The organism is Quadrisphaera sp. DSM 44207 (genome assembly GCF_900101335.1).
GTDB lineage: Bacteria > Actinomycetota > Actinomycetes > Actinomycetales > Quadrisphaeraceae > DSM-44207.
Genome location: NZ_FNKA01000002.1, coordinates 432,552 through 449,434, shown reverse-complemented (window position 1 = coordinate 449,434; position 16,883 = coordinate 432,552). Strand labels below are relative to the sequence as shown.

Annotated in this window: 15 protein-coding genes; 8 read left to right on the top strand and 7 right to left on the bottom strand. The window is 76.8% G+C overall.

The window, feature by feature from the left end; genetic code table 11:
- The first annotated feature begins 14 nt into the window (after positions 1-14).
- Positions 15-1,367 (top strand): MFS transporter, encoded by a 1,353-nt coding sequence (locus tag BLS82_RS08260; protein ID WP_255378213.1) that lies wholly within the window; start codon positions 15-17, stop codon positions 1,365-1,367.
- Here BLS82_RS08260 and BLS82_RS08255 read toward each other — a convergent pair.
- The 4 genes from BLS82_RS08255 to BLS82_RS08240 all read right to left on the bottom strand — a co-directional run bounded on the left by BLS82_RS08255 (position 1,357) and on the right by BLS82_RS08240 (position 5,480).
- Positions 1,357-2,667 (bottom strand): MFS transporter, encoded by a 1,311-nt coding sequence (locus tag BLS82_RS08255; RefSeq protein ID WP_092863898.1) that lies wholly within the window; start codon positions 2,665-2,667, stop codon positions 1,357-1,359. The two genes, BLS82_RS08260 and BLS82_RS08255, sit on opposite strands and share 11 nt — an antisense overlap.
- A 71-nt stretch (positions 2,668-2,738) precedes the next feature.
- Positions 2,739-3,224 carry a hypothetical protein gene (locus BLS82_RS08250; protein WP_092863895.1) on the bottom strand — a complete coding sequence of 162 codons (486 nt, stop codon included), beginning with the start codon at positions 3,222-3,224 and terminating at the stop codon, positions 2,739-2,741.
- 46 nt (positions 3,225-3,270) lie between these two features.
- Entirely contained in the window at positions 3,271-4,620 is a 1,350-nt protein-coding gene (locus tag BLS82_RS08245; protein WP_092863892.1) for an LbetaH domain-containing protein, read from the bottom strand.
- Between the two features lie 17 nt (positions 4,621-4,637).
- Positions 4,638-5,480: an alpha/beta fold hydrolase gene (locus BLS82_RS08240; RefSeq protein WP_092863889.1), complete on the bottom strand. Its 843-nt coding sequence runs from the start codon at positions 5,478-5,480 to the stop codon at positions 4,638-4,640.
- A gap of 52 nt (positions 5,481-5,532) precedes the next feature.
- On the opposite strand from BLS82_RS08240, the gene BLS82_RS08235 reads away from it, so the two are divergent.
- From BLS82_RS08235 to BLS82_RS08225, 3 genes are read left to right on the top strand one after another with little or no spacing between them, the layout of a single operon-like run.
- A complete protein-coding gene (locus BLS82_RS08235; RefSeq protein WP_143028785.1) occupies positions 5,533-5,979 on the top strand; it encodes a tRNA-dihydrouridine synthase in 447 nt (148 codons plus the stop codon).
- Complete coding sequence (locus BLS82_RS08230; RefSeq protein WP_092863882.1) at positions 5,976-7,175, top strand: glutathionylspermidine synthase family protein; 1,200 nt, start codon at positions 5,976-5,978, stop codon at positions 7,173-7,175. The genes BLS82_RS08235 and BLS82_RS08230 overlap by 4 nt, the downstream gene beginning before the upstream one ends.
- Positions 7,172-7,588 (top strand): DUF350 domain-containing protein, encoded by a 417-nt coding sequence (locus BLS82_RS08225; protein ID WP_092863879.1) that lies wholly within the window; start codon positions 7,172-7,174, stop codon positions 7,586-7,588. The genes BLS82_RS08230 and BLS82_RS08225 overlap by 4 nt, the downstream gene beginning before the upstream one ends.
- 9 nt (positions 7,589-7,597) lie before the next feature.
- Here the strand turns inward: BLS82_RS08225 and BLS82_RS08220 are convergent, their stop codons facing one another.
- The 3 genes from BLS82_RS08220 to BLS82_RS08210 form a co-directional block, all read right to left on the bottom strand.
- Entirely contained in the window at positions 7,598-8,374 is a 777-nt protein-coding gene (locus tag BLS82_RS08220) for a metal-dependent hydrolase (protein WP_092863876.1), read from the bottom strand.
- Between the two features lie 129 nt (positions 8,375-8,503).
- Entirely contained in the window at positions 8,504-9,886 is a 1,383-nt protein-coding gene (locus BLS82_RS08215) for an acetamidase/formamidase family protein (RefSeq protein WP_176819000.1), read from the bottom strand.
- Between the two features lie 201 nt (positions 9,887-10,087).
- Entirely contained in the window at positions 10,088-10,852 is a 765-nt protein-coding gene (locus BLS82_RS08210; protein WP_255378212.1) for an IclR family transcriptional regulator, read from the bottom strand.
- Positions 10,853-10,987: 135 nt separating this feature from the next.
- Here BLS82_RS08210 and aceB point away from each other — a divergent pair, with 135 nt between their 5' ends.
- From aceB to BLS82_RS08190, 4 genes are all read left to right on the top strand, one after another.
- Positions 10,988-12,592 (top strand): malate synthase A, encoded by a 1,605-nt coding sequence (gene aceB, locus BLS82_RS08205; protein ID WP_092863870.1) that lies wholly within the window; start codon positions 10,988-10,990, stop codon positions 12,590-12,592.
- A 71-nt stretch (positions 12,593-12,663) separates the two neighbouring features.
- Complete coding sequence (locus tag BLS82_RS08200; RefSeq protein WP_092863867.1) at positions 12,664-14,220, top strand: FAD-linked oxidase C-terminal domain-containing protein; 1,557 nt, start codon at positions 12,664-12,666, stop codon at positions 14,218-14,220.
- Positions 14,220-15,482 (top strand): FAD-binding oxidoreductase, encoded by a 1,263-nt coding sequence (locus tag BLS82_RS08195; protein ID WP_092863864.1) that lies wholly within the window; start codon positions 14,220-14,222, stop codon positions 15,480-15,482. Before BLS82_RS08200 ends, BLS82_RS08195 begins: the two co-directional genes overlap by 1 nt.
- A complete protein-coding gene (locus BLS82_RS08190) occupies positions 15,482-16,864 on the top strand; it encodes a (Fe-S)-binding protein (protein WP_218123724.1) in 1,383 nt (460 codons plus the stop codon). Before BLS82_RS08195 ends, BLS82_RS08190 begins: the two co-directional genes overlap by 1 nt.
- The last annotated feature ends 19 nt before the right edge of the window (positions 16,865-16,883 follow it).

Below are 16,883 nucleotides of genomic sequence, written 5' to 3'. Positions count from 1 at the left end.
AGCACCGCCGCCTGGTGCTCGGCTCCGGCGTCGGGTGGGCCCTCGACGCGATGGACGTGGGGCTGGTCTCCTTCGTCGTCGCCGCGCTCGTGCAGCAGTGGTCCCTCGCCCCGACCCAGGCGTCGTGGATCTTCTCGGCGACCTTCGCCGGCATGGCGGTCGGCGCCGGTCTCGGCGGGCTGCTCGCCGACCGGATCGGGCGCCGGCAGGTCTTCGCCCTGACCCTGCTGGTGTACGGGCTGGCCACGGGCGCCTCCGCGCTGGCGTGGTCGCTGGCGTCGCTGGTCGTGCTGCGCTTCGTCATCGGCCTCGGCCTGGGCGCCGAGCTGCCCGTGGCGTCCACGCTGGTCAGCGAGTTCGCGCCCGCCCGCGTGCGCGGCCGCGTCGTCGTCGTGCTGGAGGGCTTCTGGGCGGTCGGCTGGCTGGCCGCCGCGCTGATCGGCTTCTTCGTCGTCGCGGGCAGCGACTCCGGCTGGCGCTGGGCCCTGGCGATCGGCGCCGTGCCGGCCCTGTACGCGGCCGTGGTGCGCCGCACCCTGCCGGAGTCGGTGCGCTTCCTCGAGCGCCGCGGCCGCGCCGCGGAGGCCGAGGCGGTGGTGCGCCGCTTCGAGGCGTCCGCCGGCGCACCGCCCCCTCCGGGGTCCGCGACCCCGCAGGCGGCTCCCGCGGCCGCGCAGGCCGTGGACGCGCAGGCCGTGGACGCGCAGGCCGTGGTCGCGCAGGCCGTGGTCGCGCAGGCCGTGCCGGGGCCCGGGGCGCTGTGGAGCCCGCGGCTGCGCCGGCGCACCGCCGCCCTGTGGGCGGTGTGGTTCGGGCTGACCTTCGCCTACTACGGGGCCTTCACCTGGCTGCCGTCGCTGCTGCTCGCCGACGGCTTCACCCTGGTCAGGTCCTTCGAGTACACGCTGGTCATCACGCTCGCGCAGCTGCCCGGGTACGCCGTGGCGGCCGTGCTGATCGAGACCTGGGGACGCCGTCCCACCCTGGCGGCCTTCCTCGCAGGGGCCGCCGGGTCGGCGTGGGCCTACGGGGCCGCGGACAGCGTCCCGGAGATCCTCCTGGCCGGGTGCGCGCTGTCCTTCTGCGCCCTCGGCGCCTGGGGCGCGGTCTACGCGGTGACCCCGGAGGTCTACCCGACGGTGCTGCGCGCCACCGGCGCCGGCTCCGCGGCCGGGTTCGGCCGGATCGCGTCCATCGTCGCGCCGCTGGCCGTGCCGTCGCTGCTCGACCGGGGCGGCACCGGCCTGGTCTTCGGCGTCTTCGCCGCCGCCTTCGCGCTCGCGGCCGCCGCGGCCTGGCTGCTGCCCGAGCAGCGCGGCGCGTCCCTGGAGCAGGCCGCCCCGGAGCGGGCGGTGCTCACCGCCTGACGGCGCCGGCGCCCACTCCGGCCTCGGAGCCCACACCGGCCTCGGTGCCCACTCCGACCTCGGTGCCCACTCCGGCCTCGGCGCCCACCTCGGCGGCGCGCGCACGCCCGGTGCCGTCGTCCGAGCCGGGCGCGGGCGGCCGCACGCGCCCGGCGAGCACGGCGATGCCGGCGGCCGCGACCACCAGCAGCCACAGGGCGCTGCGCAGGCCCGCCAGGCCGGCGAGGGCGCCGACCAGCGGCGGCCCGAGGAGGAAGGCCGGCCACATCCCGAGGGCGGCGACGGCGACCCCCTGGCCCGGTGCGGTGCCCGGCTGGTTGCCGGCCAGGCCGAAGACGGTGGGCACCACGCACGCCGAACCCAGGCCGACGAGCGCGAAGCCGGCGCCGGCGGCCAGGGGGGTGCCCACCCCGAGGGCGAGGGCGAGGCCGCACGCCGTGAGCACCGCGGACGCGCGGATGCTGCGGGCGCGCCCGAGCCGCTCGACGACGCGGTCCCCGACCAGGCGCCCGACGACCATGGCGAGCGAGAAGCACGCCAGCGCGGCCGCGCCCGCCGCGGCGCCGGCCCCCAGGGCGTCCGCGGCGTAGACGGCGCTCCACTGCACCGTGGTGCCCTCGACCAGGGCGGCGAGCAGCGCGATGCCCGCCAGCAGCGCCAGCTGCGGCGTCACGCGCAGGCGGGTGCGCTCGTGCGCCGGGACGACGTCGTCCGGCGGCTGCCACCGCGCCGTGACGGCGAGCAGCATGCCGAGCACCGCGCCGGTGGCCGCCAGCTGCACCGCGGGCACGAGGCCGGCGCTGGCGGCGACGACGCCGGCGAGCCCGCCGGCGAGCTGGCCGAGGCTGAAGCACGCGTGGAAGGTCGACAGGACCGGGCGCCCGGCGGCGCGCTCGACCTGCACCGCCTGGGCGTTCATCGGGGTGGAGAGCAGGTTCGTGGCGAAGCCCTGCACCACCAGGCCCGCCACGAGGGGCACGGGGTGGTGCGCGGACGCGAGCAGCGGCGCGTTGATCAGCAGCAGGGGAGCCGCCAGGCGCGTGAGGCGGCGGGGCCCGACGCGCGCGATGACCACCGCGACGAGCACGAGGGAGAGCAGGGACCCGCCCGTGGAGGCCGTCGTGGCCAGGCCCCAGCGGGCGTCGTCGAGGGAGACCTGCTCCCGCACGTCGGGGATGCGCGCCGCCCAGCTGCCCGTGGTGGCGCCCATGAGCGCGAAGAGCAGCGAGACCGCGGCCCGCTGGCGCCGCAGGACGGGGGAGGAGCTGTCGCGGCGGAGGACCGGGGTGGCGAGACGCACCGGCTCCAGGGTAGTGGCCTGCAGCAACGGGCGCGCTGCGAGCGGCACCCTCGGGCGGCAGCACCGAGCCGTCAGGCGGGCGGCAGCACCGAGGTCACGCGCACCGGCTGCGACCAGGGAGTGACCGTGCCGTCCGGGCGCACGGCGCGCACCCGGTAGGCGAGGTTCGCGGCGTCGGCCAGCGCGACCTCGCGGCCGGGCGTGCCGGCCTCCGCGGCGTTCACCCCGCGCGCCACGACGAGGTCGAGGCAGCCGCCGGGCACCTGCTCCACCGCGGGAGAGGCGCCCTCGGTGGTGACGGCCTGCGACTGCCAGCGGACGGCGTCCGGAGGCCCGGCCGCCGCGGGGTCGTCGGCGGCGAGGGCGAAGCAGGCCCGCCAGGTGGTGGACCACGCCGCGCGGCCCTCCTCGGCCGGCTGCGTCGCGTCCTCCAGGACGGCGCTGGCCACGTGCGGGGCCGGCCCGGCCTCCGCCGGCGCGCTCGAGGAGGCGGGGGTGGTGCCGGGCTCGGACGCCTGGTCCGCGGAGCACGCCGGCAGGAGGAGCACCAGCGCCACGAGGGCGCCGGCGCCGCGGCGGGCGCGGGCGGTGGGGCTCAGGACCTCACCACTCGACCTCGCCGAAGACCTCCCCGTTGAGGACGACCGTGCGCGGCGGGACGACGGCGCCGGGCGCCAGGTCGGTGCCGACGACGGCGCTGCGCTCGCCGACCGTCGCGCCGTCCCCGACGGTGCTGCGGAAGACGACGGAGCCGTCCTCGAGCACGACGTCGTCCCCGACGGCCGTGGGCGCCTCCGGCTGGCCCTGGAGCACGACGCGGCCGCCGCCGTGGACGACGACGCCCTCGCCGTAGCTCACGCCGTCGCCGACGGTCAGGTCGGTCCCCTCGAGGGCGTGGAAGGTCACGTCGTCGTCCATCGCGTGCACGTGGCCGACGGTGAAGTCCTCGCCCTCGTCGGCGCGCAGGGAGATGCGGTCGCCGCTGACGCAGGAGAACCGCTCGACGGTGTCGGCCAGGTCGATCTCGCCGATGATCCGGTTGCGGAAGTCCGGCAGGCGGACCTCCTCGCCGGCGAAGACCGGCAGGTCGCGGTCCTCGTTGAACTCGCTGCCGCCGGGGTCGACGTTGATGCCGCGCACGCTGCTGGGGCGCTCGCGGTGCAGGCGCGAGTACTCCTCGGCGAGGGCGAGGTTGACCTCGATGACGGCCTCGTTGAACGCGACGTCGGCCTCGGTGATGAGCCGGACCTCGCCGAGCGCGGGGTCGTCGGCCTCGGCCTGGGTGGTGACGTCCTTGCCGGGCAGCACCAGCGTGCCGCTGCGCAGCCGCACGCCCGGCCCGACGCGGGCGAGCGCGGAGACGCCGGTGTTCTTCTCGAGGACGGCGCCGTCGACCTGGCTGGAGAAGGAGAGGAAGACCTCCTGGTCGTCGTCGGGGTCGGCCTCGATGTCGCCGCCCTCGACGCCGATCTGGGCGGGGCCGATCACCTCGGAGCCGTGCGCCATGATCACGCGGTCGGCGATCTGCACGCCGGGCGCCGCGCGGCCCTCGCCGTCCCCGGCCCGCGGGGCGGCCTCGCCGCCGGCCCCGCCGGCTCCGTCGGCTCCGTCGGCTCCGTCGTCCCCGTCGGCCTCGTGGCGGCTGCCCTGCACCAGCGCGTTGTCCTGGATGTTCGAGCGGGCGCCGACGCTGACCGGGGCGTCCTCGCTGGCCCGCACCTGCGCGAAGGGGCCGACGTAGACCTCCTCGGCCAGCGAGACGTGCTCGGCGTCCTCGACCTGGGCGGTGGGGTCGAGGAAGGACGCCCGGGACAGCGGTCCCCGCCCCGGGCACACCGGCCGGTCCTGCGCGGTGGGGGAGCAGCCGTCCGACCCGGAGGCCGCGGCCTGCGGCACGAGCGCCGCGAGCAGGAGTGCCGAGGTCGCGCCGCCGGCCAGGAGTGCTCGTCGCATCGGAGACGTCCTCGTCCTCAACTGGGCCGCCCTCCCGCCGCGCGCACCCCCGCCAGGACGGCGGCCGCGACCTCCTCCGGTGCCAGCTCGGGCAGCCAGTGGCCGACGTCGAGCCCCTGCCCGCTCGCCGGGCCCTGCACGAGCGCGCGCGTGCCGCGCACCGCGGCGGGCGCGAACGACGGGTCGCGCCGTCCCCACAGGAACGTCGTCGGCACCCGCACCGGCCCGACCCGCAGGCCGGTGCCCAGGGGCAGGGCGCGGTACCAGCCGAGCGCCGCGGTGAGCGCGCCGGGCTCGAGCATCCGCTGCGCGTAGCGCTCGGCCAGGTGCTGCGGCAGGCCGCCGCGCACGAGCAGCCGGCGCAGCCGCCGCCCCCCGCCCCCCAGGAGCAGCGCCTCGGGCAGGCGCGGCAGCTGGAGGAACGCCATGTAGGAGGAGCGGAGGACCTGCGTGCTGCGCGGCAGCACGCTCGTCACCGCCCGCGGGTGCGGCGTGCTGAGGACGGTGACCGACCGCACGCGCTGCGGGTGCTGCGCGGCCAGCGCCCACGCGACGAACCCGCCCCAGTCGTGCCCGACCACGTGGGCGGACGCCGCGCCGGCCGCGTCGAGCAGCGCGAGGACGTCGGCGACCGCCTCATGCAGCCGGTACGGGCGGCGTCCGGGCGGGCGGGCGCCGGGGGAGTAGCCGCGCTGGTCGGGCACGAGCACCCGCAGGCCCTCGCGGGCCAGGCGCGGGGCCACCGCCCCGAACGCCTCGCCGTCCTGCGGGAAGCCGTGCAGGCAGACCACCACCTCCCCGTCGTCCGGCCCGCTCTCGCGGACGTCGAGGACCAGCCCGTCGCGCTCCCAGTGCTCCACCCCGGTGCCCTACCCCTCCCGCGCGGGCTCGCACGGGGCAGGACGGGGCAGGATGGGGCAGCTGGAGTCCGACGACGGGAGATCTCCGATGACGGTGCGCAGGTCCGCCCGGGTGGCGCTCGCCGTGACCCCGGCGCTCGCCGTGGCCCTCGGCGGGTGCGCCTCGGGGGCGAGCACGGGGACGGGCGCGGACGAGGACGGGGAGCCGACCTCGCAGGCGGTGTGCGTCGACGAGGACACCGGCGCCCGCGTCGACGACGACGAGTGCGACGACGACGGGACCCGCGTCGGCGGCTTCGGCTGGTACTTCCTGCCGCTGGGCGCGCGGATCCCGGCGGTGGGGAGCCGGGTCAGCGGCGGCAGCTACTCGCAGCCGTCCGGCACGGCGGTGCGCGGCGGCGCACCGCGCGCCGGGGGCACGGTCAGCGCCGACACGACCGGCCGCGGCGGCACGGTCGTGCGCGGCGGCTTCGGCGGGTCCGGGAGCTCGGGCGGGTGATCCGCGAGCCCAGCGCGGTGCGGCCGGACTGGCGCGAGCGCGTCGAGGCCGTCGGGCTCGTCTACCCCACGACGCCGCAGCCGGACGGCACCGAGCTGCCCTACTGGTACGAGGCGGCCGCGTACGTGCTCACCGAGGCGGAGGTCGCCGAGCTGGAAGCGGTCACCGAGCGCCTGCACGGCATGTGCGTGGAGGCCGCCGCCTTCCTCGCCTCGGGGGCCCTGGGCGACCTGGGCCTGCCGCCGGACGCGCTGGAGGCGGTGCGCGCCAGCATCGCGGAGGCGCCGCCGTCCCTGTACGGGCGCTTCGACCTGCGCCACGACGGCGCCGGGCCGGCGAAGCTGCTCGAGTACAACGCCGACACCCCGACCGGGCTGGTGGAGGCCGCCGTCGCGCAGTGGCACTGGCTGCAGGACCTCCACCCCGACCGCGACCAGTGGAACTCCCTGCACGACCGCCTCGTCGCCGCCTGGCAGCGCGTGGCCCGGCGCACCGGCCGCGGCACGGTGCACCTGGCGCACTCGGGCCAGGAGGAGTCCGGCGAGGAGTGGATGACGGTCGCGTACCTGCGCGACACCGCGATGCTCGCCGGGTGGCTGACCTACGGCCTGGAGGTCGAGCAGCTCGGCTGGGACCCGACGGCCCGGCGGTTCGTGGGCCTGTCGGACGAGCCCGTGGAGGTCTGCTTCAAGCTCTACCCCTGGGAGGACATGCTCCGCGAGCCGTTCGGGCGGCGGGCCGTGCTCTCGGACGTCGTGTGGATCGAGCCGCTGTGGAAGGTCGTGCTCTCCAACAAGGCGCTGCTGGCGGCGCTGTGGCACCTGTACCCGGGCCACGAGAACCTCCTGCCCGCCCACCTGCACGAGCCCGGCTCCCTGACCGAGTGGGTGGCCAAGCCGCTGCACGGGCGCGAGGGCGGCGGCATCCGGGCGCGCGCCGCGGGCGTGTCGATCGACCAGCCCGGCCGGTGGGGCGCCGAGGGGTACTGCTACCAGCAGTGGGCGCCGCTGCCCGACTTCGACGGCAACCGGGCCGTGGTCGGCTCCTGGGTCGTCGACGGGGTGGCGGCCGGCTGCGGGATCCGCGAGTCGGACTCCTGGATCACCGACGAGCGGGCCCGCTTCGTGCCCCACTGGATCGACGCCCCGGCGCCCGGCACCGCGCAGGTGCGCTCGTGGCTGGAGGAGGACCGATGATCGCCGCGATGCTCTACGCCGTCGCCTACACCGGGGTCGGCGTGGGCCTGCTGGCCCTCGGCTTCTGGGTGCTGGACCTGCTCACCCCAGGGCGGCTCGGACACCACGTGTGGGTCGACCACCGGGCCAGCGCCTCCGTCGTGGCGGCCGCGGGTGCCCTCGGCATCGGCGCCATCGCCTTCACGACCATCTGGACCAACGCCACCTCCGGCTTCGGCGCGGCGCTGCTGTGGACGGTCGCGTTCGGGGTGCTCGGGGTGGTGCTGCAGTCCCTCGCGTTCCTCCTGCTGGACCTGCTCACGCGGGCCCGGCTCGGGGAGGTCGTCACGGCGGAGCGGTGGAACCCGGCGTGCGCCGTCGTCGCCGCCTTCCAGGTGGCCGTCGCCGCGGTGATCGTCGCCAGCATCGCCTGACCCGCCGGCTCAGCCGGCGAGGGCGACCACGGGCTCGATCACGGGACCGACGACGGGCCCGAGCAGGTCGTGCAGCGCGGTGCGCCGGTACAGCAGCACGAGCGCCGTCGCGGCGAACGCCCCCGCGGCCCAGTGCTCCACGCGCGCCCCGGTGCGGAACAGGGACGCGGACACCCGCTTCGGGCGGTCGAGCAGCCAGGTCAGCGGCACGGGCACCCCGCCCACGGTCAGCCAGTCGCCGACGACGTGCACGACGACGCCGCCGGCCACGGCCCAGGGCAGCCACTCCAGCGCGGTGCTGCCCGTGCCGGTCAGCCACCAGGCCCCGCCGAAGGAGAGCGCGAGGTTGCCGACCACGGTGGTCTCGACCCTGCCCGGGACGACGACGTGGCACGCCTGCAGCGCCAGCCCGATCGCCAGGGCGAGGACCAGCAGCGAGCTCCACGCCCGGCCGCCGGCGAGCAGGGCGAGCCCGCCGAACGCGGCCGGCGCCAGGAGCAGGTCGTGCGTGCCGTTGCGGTGCCCCCGCGCGAGCACGCTGACGAGGCCCGCGAACGTCGTGGTCACCGGGCCCCACATGCGCGCCACGGTCGAGCCGGACAGGCGCGGCATCGCCCCGCGCCAGTGCAGCCCGCCCTGGTCGAGGTCGGGCAGCATCGCGAAGCCGCCCCAGGCCGCGACCCAGGCCACCTGCCCCGTGACGCCGGTGACGCCGACGGCCGGCGCCCAGGGCAGCGCGGCGGCCCCGGCGGCGAGCCCGGACATGGCGTGCGAGTGACCGAGCACGGCGGTCTCCTTCCCTCGCCGCCAGGCTAAGCAGGGGCGCCGACGCCGCCGGCCGCGCCGCGCCGGTCAGCGCGCCGGTCAGCGCGCCGGGCCCGCGGTGCACCGCGGTGCACCGCGGGCCCGGTCGTCTCAGGCGTCGAAGTGGGCCTTGGGGATCACCCCGTGCACGCCGACGGTGCGGTCGACCACCTGGGAGATCGTGAAGTCCACGGCCGCGGACAGGTAGGCGTAGCCGACCGAGCGGTCCATCCCGAGGTCGGTCTCGAGGAAGTCGAGCGCGTTGACGACGGCACGCCGCATCGCGACGTCGAGGTCGCCGCCCTGGCCGCCGACGGAGCCGTCGGGGTCGGACAGCCCGACGGGCGCCCACACCTGCGGGGTCTCCGCGAAGGGGTAGGAGAAGGCCACGGACGGGGCGTCCCCGGAGCCGGGCTTGCACGCGGTGAGCCGGAAGGTGGCGCGCAGCGATCCCTCCAGGGCCGTCAGCGCCACCTCGGCGCCGCCCATGGACATGTGCGGGTCGCCGACGAAGAACAGCGCCCCGGGGCTGGTGACCGGGACGTAGAAGGTGGAGCCGGCGCCGAGCAGGGCGATGTCGATGTTCCCGCCGCCCAGGGTGGGCGGGATGGAGTTCAGCGCCGGGTCGGTCTCGCTGGGCGCGGACGCGGAGGCCACGCCCATCATCCCCATGAAGGGCGCGATCGGGAACTGCACCTGTCCGCGCCGGCCACGGGGCAGGAAGGCGCTCGTCACCCCGCCCCGGCCGCGCCGGACCGGGGTGAACACCGAGACGTTGCCGTAGGACCGCGGGTCCCTCGTGGCGCGCCCGTCGGTGTCCACCGGCGGCATCACCTCCTCCAGCGCGATCCCCTCCGGAGCCGAGCCGTCGGGGCGGCGGGGCAGGGCCCCCTTGCCGTGCCGGCTGGAGACGACCCCGTAGGGCACGCGCGGCACCGCCGACAGCGTCTCGATCTTCAGGACGTCGCCGGGCTCGGCGCCCTCGACGCGCACCGGCCCGACCACCACGTGGGGGCCGTCGGCGTCGAAGTCGCGCCGGTGCCGGTCGTACTCGGCCGCGACGGCCACCGCGTCGTCCAGCACCTGGGAGCGGGGGACGCCCCTGCTGGCGAACCAGGCCACGGGGTCGCGGCCCTGGTCCTCCATGATCCCCTCGTGGGAGACGGTGTCGATGGTCACCGTGCGGCCCGAGCGCACGCTCAGCACGGGCTCGCTGCCGATCGCCGGCACGTACCCCCAGCGCACCTGGTCCGGCTCCGGGCGCAGGTAGTGGTCGCCGTCGATGCGTCCCCTCCCCGGCTGCAGCACCTCGCGCGGCAGCTCCACCGCCCCCGCGCCGGGCGCGCGGGCGCCCGCCGGTGCCGCGGCGGCCACTGCGGCGGCCGCCGCAGTGGCGCCGGCGGTGCCCACGCCGGCTGCCGCGCGCAGGAAGGTGCGGCGTCCGAGCCCGGCGACGAGCACGTCGCGGGCGTGGGCGGCCTGGTCCTGGTCCACGGGTCCTCCTCCGCGCCGGCGGCCCGCCGGTCCCTCCGGCGCCCGAGCCGGCGACGGGGCAGTCCTACGGTCCTGCGATGTCCGGGAGGTGACGTCCTGTTGCGCTGCGGTGACGAGAGGGGGCCGCTGGTGGTGGGACGGGGCCGCGGGTGGTGGGACGGGGCCGCACGAGGTGGGACGGGGCCGCGGGGGCCCGACGGCTCACCTCGGCGCGTCGGGGCGGGTGGCCAGGGCGGCCGCGGTGGCGCGCAGCAGGGGCACGACGCGCTCGGCGGACTCGCGGGTGACCCGGGCCGCGGGCCCGGACACGGAGACCGCCGCCGGCACCGCGCCGTCCGGCAGCGCCACCGCGAAGCAGCGGACCCCGACCTCCTGCTCGCCGTCGTCGAGCGCCCAGCCGCGCTCGCGCGTGGCGGCCAGCTCGGCCAGCAGCGCCTCCGGGTCGGCCAGCGTCGCCTCGGTGCGCGCCGGCATGCCCGTGCGGGCCAGCAGGGCGCGCACGGCGTCGTCCGGCAGGCGCGCGAGCAGGGCCTTGCCCACCCCGGTGCAGTGCGGGTGCACGCGCCGGCCCACCTCGGTGAACATCCGCATCGCGTGGCGCGAGGGGGCCTGCGCGACGTAGACGACGAGGTCGCCGTCGAGCACGGCCAGGTTCGCCGTCTCGCCGACGGCGTCGGCGAGCTGGGCCAGCGCCGGGCGCGCCCAGGCGCTGATCGCCCCGGAGGCGCCCTCCCCGAGGCGCACCAGCTGCGGCCCGAGGGCGTAGCGGCGCGAGGGCAGCTGGCGCGCGTAGCCGCGGCGCACCAGCGTGCGCAGCAGGCGGTGGATGGTCGGCAGGGGCAACCCGGTCGCCTCCGCGAGCTCGGTGAGCCCGACCTCCCCGCCGGCGTCGCTCATGCGCTCGAGCAGGTCGAGCGCGCGGTCGAGGGACTGGACCCCGTCCGGCCTCGCGGCGGCTGCGGGCACGGCGGCTCCTCCCTGCTGCACCCCTCTTGCACGGCCAACGGCCGCCCTCCTAGGCTGCCGCTGCGTGGAAAAGCACTTCCACGATGCGAAACCATAGCGCGTGCGCGCGCCGACGGTCGAGAGTGCGGAGACGGCGTGGACATCCCCGAGGGCGTGGAGATCACTGGACCGGTGCACCCCCGGTACGAGGAGGTGCTCACCCCCCGGTCCCTGGGCCTGCTCGCCCTGCTGCAGCGCGAGCTGGGCCAGCGGCGCCTGGACCTGCTCGCCCGGCGGGCCGAGCGCGTCGCGGAGCTCGCCGCGGGCGGCACCCTGGGCTTCCTGCCGGAGACGAAGGACGTGCGCGAGGACGAGAGCTGGCGCGTGGCCGACCCGGCGCCGGGCCTGGTCGACCGCCGCGTGGAGATCACCGGCCCGACCGACCGCAAGATGACGGTCAACGCCCTGAACTCCGGCGCCCGGGTGTGGCTGGCCGACCACGAGGACGCGAACACCCCGCTGTGGGAGAACGTCGTCGGCGGGCAGCTGAACCTGCTCGACGCGATCACCCGCCGCATCGACTTCACCAGCCCCGAGGGCAAGGCGTACGCGCTGCGCCCGGACGAGGAGCTGGCGACCGTCGTCGTGCGCCCCCGCGGCTGGCACCTGCCGGAGAAGCACGTGCGGGTCGACGGGCAGGAGGCCTCCGGCAGCCTGGTCGACTTCGCCCTGTACCTGGCGACCAGCGGGCAGCTGCAGATCGACCGCGGCCTGGGCCCCTACTTCTACCTGCCGAAGATGGAGTCCCACCTCGAGGCGCGCCTGTGGAACGACGCGTTCGTCCTCGCCCAGGACCACCTCGGCATCCCGCGCGGCACGATCCGCGCCACGGTGCTCATCGAGACCTACCCGGCCGCCTTCGAGATGGAGGAGATCCTCCACGAGCTGCGCGAGCACTCGGCGGGGCTGAACGCCGGGCGCTGGGACTACATGTTCAGCGTCATCAAGAGCTTCCGCACGCGCGGGCAGGAGTTCCTGCTCCCCGACCGCAACTCCGTGACGATGACGGTGCCGTTCATGCGCGCCTACACCGAGCTGCTGGTGCGCACCTGCCACAAGCGCGGCGCGCACGCCATCGGCGGCATGGCCGCGTTCATCCCCTCCAAGGACCCGGCGATCAACGAGCAGGCCTTCGCCAGGGTCCGCGCCGACAAGGAGCGCGAGGCCGCCGACGGCTTCGACGGCTCCTGGGTGGCCCACCCGGGCATGGTGGAGATCTGCCGGGAGGCGTTCACCGCCGTCCTGGGGGAGCGGCCGAACCAGCTGGAGCGGAAGCGCGAGGACGTGAGCGTCAGCGCCGAGCAGCTGCTCGACGTCGCCTCCGCGCAGGGGGAGATCACCGAGGCCGGGCTGCGCAGCAACGTCAGCGTCGGCATCCAGTACATCGAGTCGTGGCTGCGCGGCTCCGGCGCCGTGGGGATCAACAACCTCATGGAGGACGCCGCGACCGCGGAGATCTCCCGCAGCCAGGTGTGGCAGTGGCTGCACAACGACGTCGAGCTGTCGAACGGGCAGCGGGTGACCCGCGAGCTCGTCGAGCGGATCATCGACGAGGAGGTCGCGGCGATCCGCGAGCGCGTCGGGGAGGAGCGCTTCGCGGCCGGCCGCTGGGACGACGCGCGCGCCACCTTCGTCGAGAGCGCCCTGGCGGACGAGTACGCGGACTTCCTGACCCTGCCCGCCTACGAGCGCATGCCCTGAGCACCCCGCCCCGGCGCCGAGGACGGCGCCGGGGCCCTGCCAGCCCGCCTGGAGCGACGGAGGTCCAGCGCATGAGCACCAGCCACGGCACCACCACGACCGCGGGCCCGCACCTGGGGCCCACCCCTCCCGAGGAGACCGGGGCCACCGGCGAGCGCGGCGCGAACGCGGCCGCGATCGCGCAGGTCGCCCGCGCGGCGCGGGCCGTGCTCTCCGAGGACGGGGTCATCGACGACCACGCCCAGCTGCGCACCTACGAGTGCGACGGCCTGGCCCACTACCGCGTCACCCCCGCGCTGGTGGTGATGCCGGAGAGCACCGAGCAGGTGGCCGCGGTGGTGCGCGCGTGCGCCGAGCACGGCGTCCCGTTCGTCGCCCGCGGCTCCGGCACCGGCCTGTCCGGAGGAGCGCTGCCGCGCGCGGACGGCGTCCTGATCGTCACCTCGCGCATGCGGGGGATCCGCGAGGTGCGCCGCGACGACCAGCGCGCCGTCGTCGAGCCCGGCGTGATCAACCTGCAGCTGACGCGGGCCACGACGCCGCTGGGCTACTACTTCGCCCCCGATCCCTCCAGCCAGCAGGTGTGCTCCATCGGCGGCAACCTGGCCGAGAACTCCGGTGGCGCGCACTGCCTGAAGTACGGCTTCACCACCAACCACGTCCTCGGCGCCGAGCTGGTCACCCCCGGCGGGGACGTCGTGCTACTCGGCGGCCTGGCCCCCGACGCGCCCGGCTACGACCTGCTCGGCACCGTCGTCGGCTCCGAGGGCACCCTCGGCGTGGTCACCGCGGTCACCGTGCGCCTGGTGCGGCTGCCCGAGGAGGTGCGCACGGTCCTGGCGGGCTTCCCCTCCACGGACGACGCCGGCGCGGCGACGTCGGCGATCATCGGCGCCGGCATCGTGCCCGCGGCGGTGGAGATGATGGACGTCCTCGCCATCGAGGCCGCCGAGGCCGCCGTGCACGCCGGCTACCCGGCCGGCGCGGGCGCCGTCCTCATCGTCGAGCTGGACGGCGCGGCCGGCGACGTCGAGCACGAGCACGCGCAGGTGGACCACCTGTGCCGCCAGCACGGCGCCTTCGAGATGAGGGTGGCCACCGACCCGGCGGAGCGGGCCCTGGTGTGGAAGGGCCGCAAGTCCGCCTTCGCGGCCGTGGGCCGCATCAGCCCCGACTACATCGTCCAGGACGGCGTGATCCCGCGCACCGCCCTGCCGGAGGTGCTGCGGGCCATCGCCGAGCTGTCCGCCTCCTCGGGGGTGCGGGTGGCGAACGTCTTCCACGCCGGCGACGGCAACCTGCACCCCCTGGTGCTCTTCGACGAGCGCGTCGAGGGAGCCACGGAAGCCGCCGAGCGGGTCAGCGGCGCGATCCTCGACCTGTGCATCGGCCACGGCGGCTCGATCACCGGCGAGCACGGGGTGGGCATCGACAAGGCCGCCTACATGCCGCGGATGTTCACCGACGACGACCTGGACACCATGCAGCTGGTGCGCTGCGCCTTCGACCCGGGCGGCATCGCCAACCCCGGCAAGGTGTTCCCGACCCCGCGCCTGTGCGGGGAGGTGCCCGGCCGGCACAGGGGCGCCCACCCGCTGCAGCAGGCCGGGCTGGCGGAGGTCTTCTGATGGCGGTGCTGTCGGCCGACCGCGAGTCCGTGCGCCGCTCGCTGGCCGCCGCGTGCGCGGACGTGCGGGACGCCACCGCCGCCGACGCCGTCGACGGGGTGGCGCCGGCCCTGGTGGCCCGGCCCGCCTCCACGGAGCAGACCGCGCAGGTGCTGCGGGCCGCGGCCGCGCACTCCCTCGTCGTCGTCCCGCGCGGGCGGGGCACCAAGCTGACCTGGGGCCGCCCGCCGGAGCGGGTGGACCTGGTGCTCGACACCACGGCGATGGGCGCCGTCGTCGACCACGCCGCCGGCGACCTGATCGTGCAGGTGCAGGCCGGGGCCGCCCTGGCCGACGTCCAGGCCGCGGTCGCCGGGGCCGGCCAGCGCCTGGCGCTGGACGAGACCGCGCCCGGCGCCACCGTCGGCGGCACCCTGGCCACCGGTGCCAGCGGCCCGCTGCGCGTGGCCGCCGGCACCGCCCGCGACCTGCTGATCGGCGTCACGCTCGTGCGCGCCGACGGGGTCGTCGCCAAGGCCGGCGGCCGCGTGGTCAAGAACGTCGCCGGCTACGACCTGGGCAAGCTGCTCGTCGGCTCCTACGGCACCCTGGCGGTGATCACCGAGGCCGTGTTCCGGCTGCACCCGCTGCCGGCCGAGCGCCGCGTGCTCAGCGCCGGCGTCGACTCCCCGGGGCAGGCGCACCGCCTCGCGCAGGCGGTGGTCCACTCCCAGGTGGTGCCCTCCGCGCTCGAGGTGGACTGGCCCGCCGACGGCCCCGGCGTCCTGTCGGTGCTGCTGGAGGGCACCCCGGGCGGGGTGGAGGCCCGCACCGCGAGCGCCGCGGCCCTCCTCGGGGCCGGGGCGCGCGTCGGCGCCGACCTGCCGCAGGGGTGGGGCCGCTACCCGTGGGCGGTCGGCGGCACCGGGCTGAAGCTCACCTCCGCCCTCTCCGGGCTGGCGGCGGTCCTGTCCGCGGTGCAGGCGTGCGCGGAGGGTGCGGGGGTGCGCCCGGCGGTGCGCGGGTCCGCCGGCGCCGGCGTCCTGCACGCGGGCCTGCCGCCGGGCACCGCACCGGCCGCGGCCGCCGAGGTGGTCGCCCGCCTGCGCGCGGCCTGCGCCGAGCACGGCGGCGCGTGCGTCGTCCTGGAGGCCCCGCCCGAGGTCGAGGACGCCGTGGACGCGTGGGGCCCGGTGCCCGGCCTGGACCTCATGCGCCGCGTCAAGGAGCAGTTCGACCCCGAGCGCCGGCTGGCGCCGGGCCGGTTCGTGGGAGGGATCTGATGACCGACCTCGGCATGCCGCGCACCCGCGGGAAGGGCGCGAACCAGCACGGCCACGTGCCCACCGGCGGCGGGCCCGGGCAGCACGGCGCCTTCGACGACCACCGGCCACCGGACGCCGCGCTGGTCGGCGACTGCGTGCACTGCGGCTTCTGCCTGCCCACCTGCCCCACGTACGCGCTGTGGGGGGAGGAGATGGACTCCCCGCGCGGGCGCATCCACCTGATGAAGCAGGGGCTCGAGGGGGAGCCCCTGAGCGACGCGATGGTGCAGCACTGGGACGCCTGCCTGGGCTGCATGGCCTGCGTGACGGCCTGCCCCTCCGGCGTGCAGTACGACAAGCTCATCGAGACCACCCGCGCCCAGGTCGAGCGGCACCACACCCGCTCGCCGAAGGACCGCCTGCTGCGCGCCGGGATCTTCGCCCTCTTCCCCCACCCCCGGCGCCTGCGCCTGGTGCGCGGACCCCTGTGGGCCTACCAGCGCCTGGGCCTGGACCGCCTCGTGCGCCGCACGGGCCTGCTGCGCGCAGCGCCGCAGCTGGCGGCGATGGAGTCCATCGCGCCGCGGATCGGCCCGCGCGAGCAGCTGCCCGAGCGCGTGCCCGCGGTCGGGACCCGCCGCGCGGTGGTGGGCCTGCTCACCGGGTGCGTTCAGGGGGAGTTCTTCCCCGGCGTCAACGCCGCCACCGCCCGCGTGCTCGCCGCCGAGGGCTGCGAGGTCGTCATCCCGCGCGCCCAGGGCTGCTGCGGCGCCCTGTCGGCGCACAACGGGCGCGAGGCCGAGGCCCAGCGCTACGCGCGAGCCCTCGTCGACGCCTTCGAGGACGCGGGGGTCGAGCGCGTCGTCGTCAACGCCGCCGGCTGCGGGTCGACGATGAAGGAGTACGCCGACCTGCTCGCCGACGACCCGCGCTGCGCCGAGCGCGCCGCCGCGTTCTCGGCGCGCGTGCAGGACGTCACCGAGATCCTCAGCGAGCTGGGCCCGGTCGCCCCGCGCCACCCGCTCGACGTCACCGTCGCCTACCACGACGCCTGCCACCTCGCCCACGCCCAGGGCGTGCGCGCGCAGCCGCGCGAGCTGCTGCGCGGCGTCCCCGGCCTGCAGCTGCGCGAGATCGCCGAGGCGGACCTGTGCTGCGGCTCCGCCGGCATCTACAACATCCTCAACCCCGAGCCGGCCCGGGAGCTGGGCGACCGCAAGGCCGAGAACATCGTCGCCACCGGCGCCCGGCTGCTGGTGACGGCGAACCCCGGCTGCCTGATGCAGGTGAGCTCGGCGCTGCAGCGCTCCGGCGCCGACATCGGCATGGCCCACACGGTGGAGGTGCTGGACGCGTCCATCCGCGGCCTGCCCGCGTCCGCCCTCACCAGCGCCCCCTGATCCGACGCCGAGGACGGTC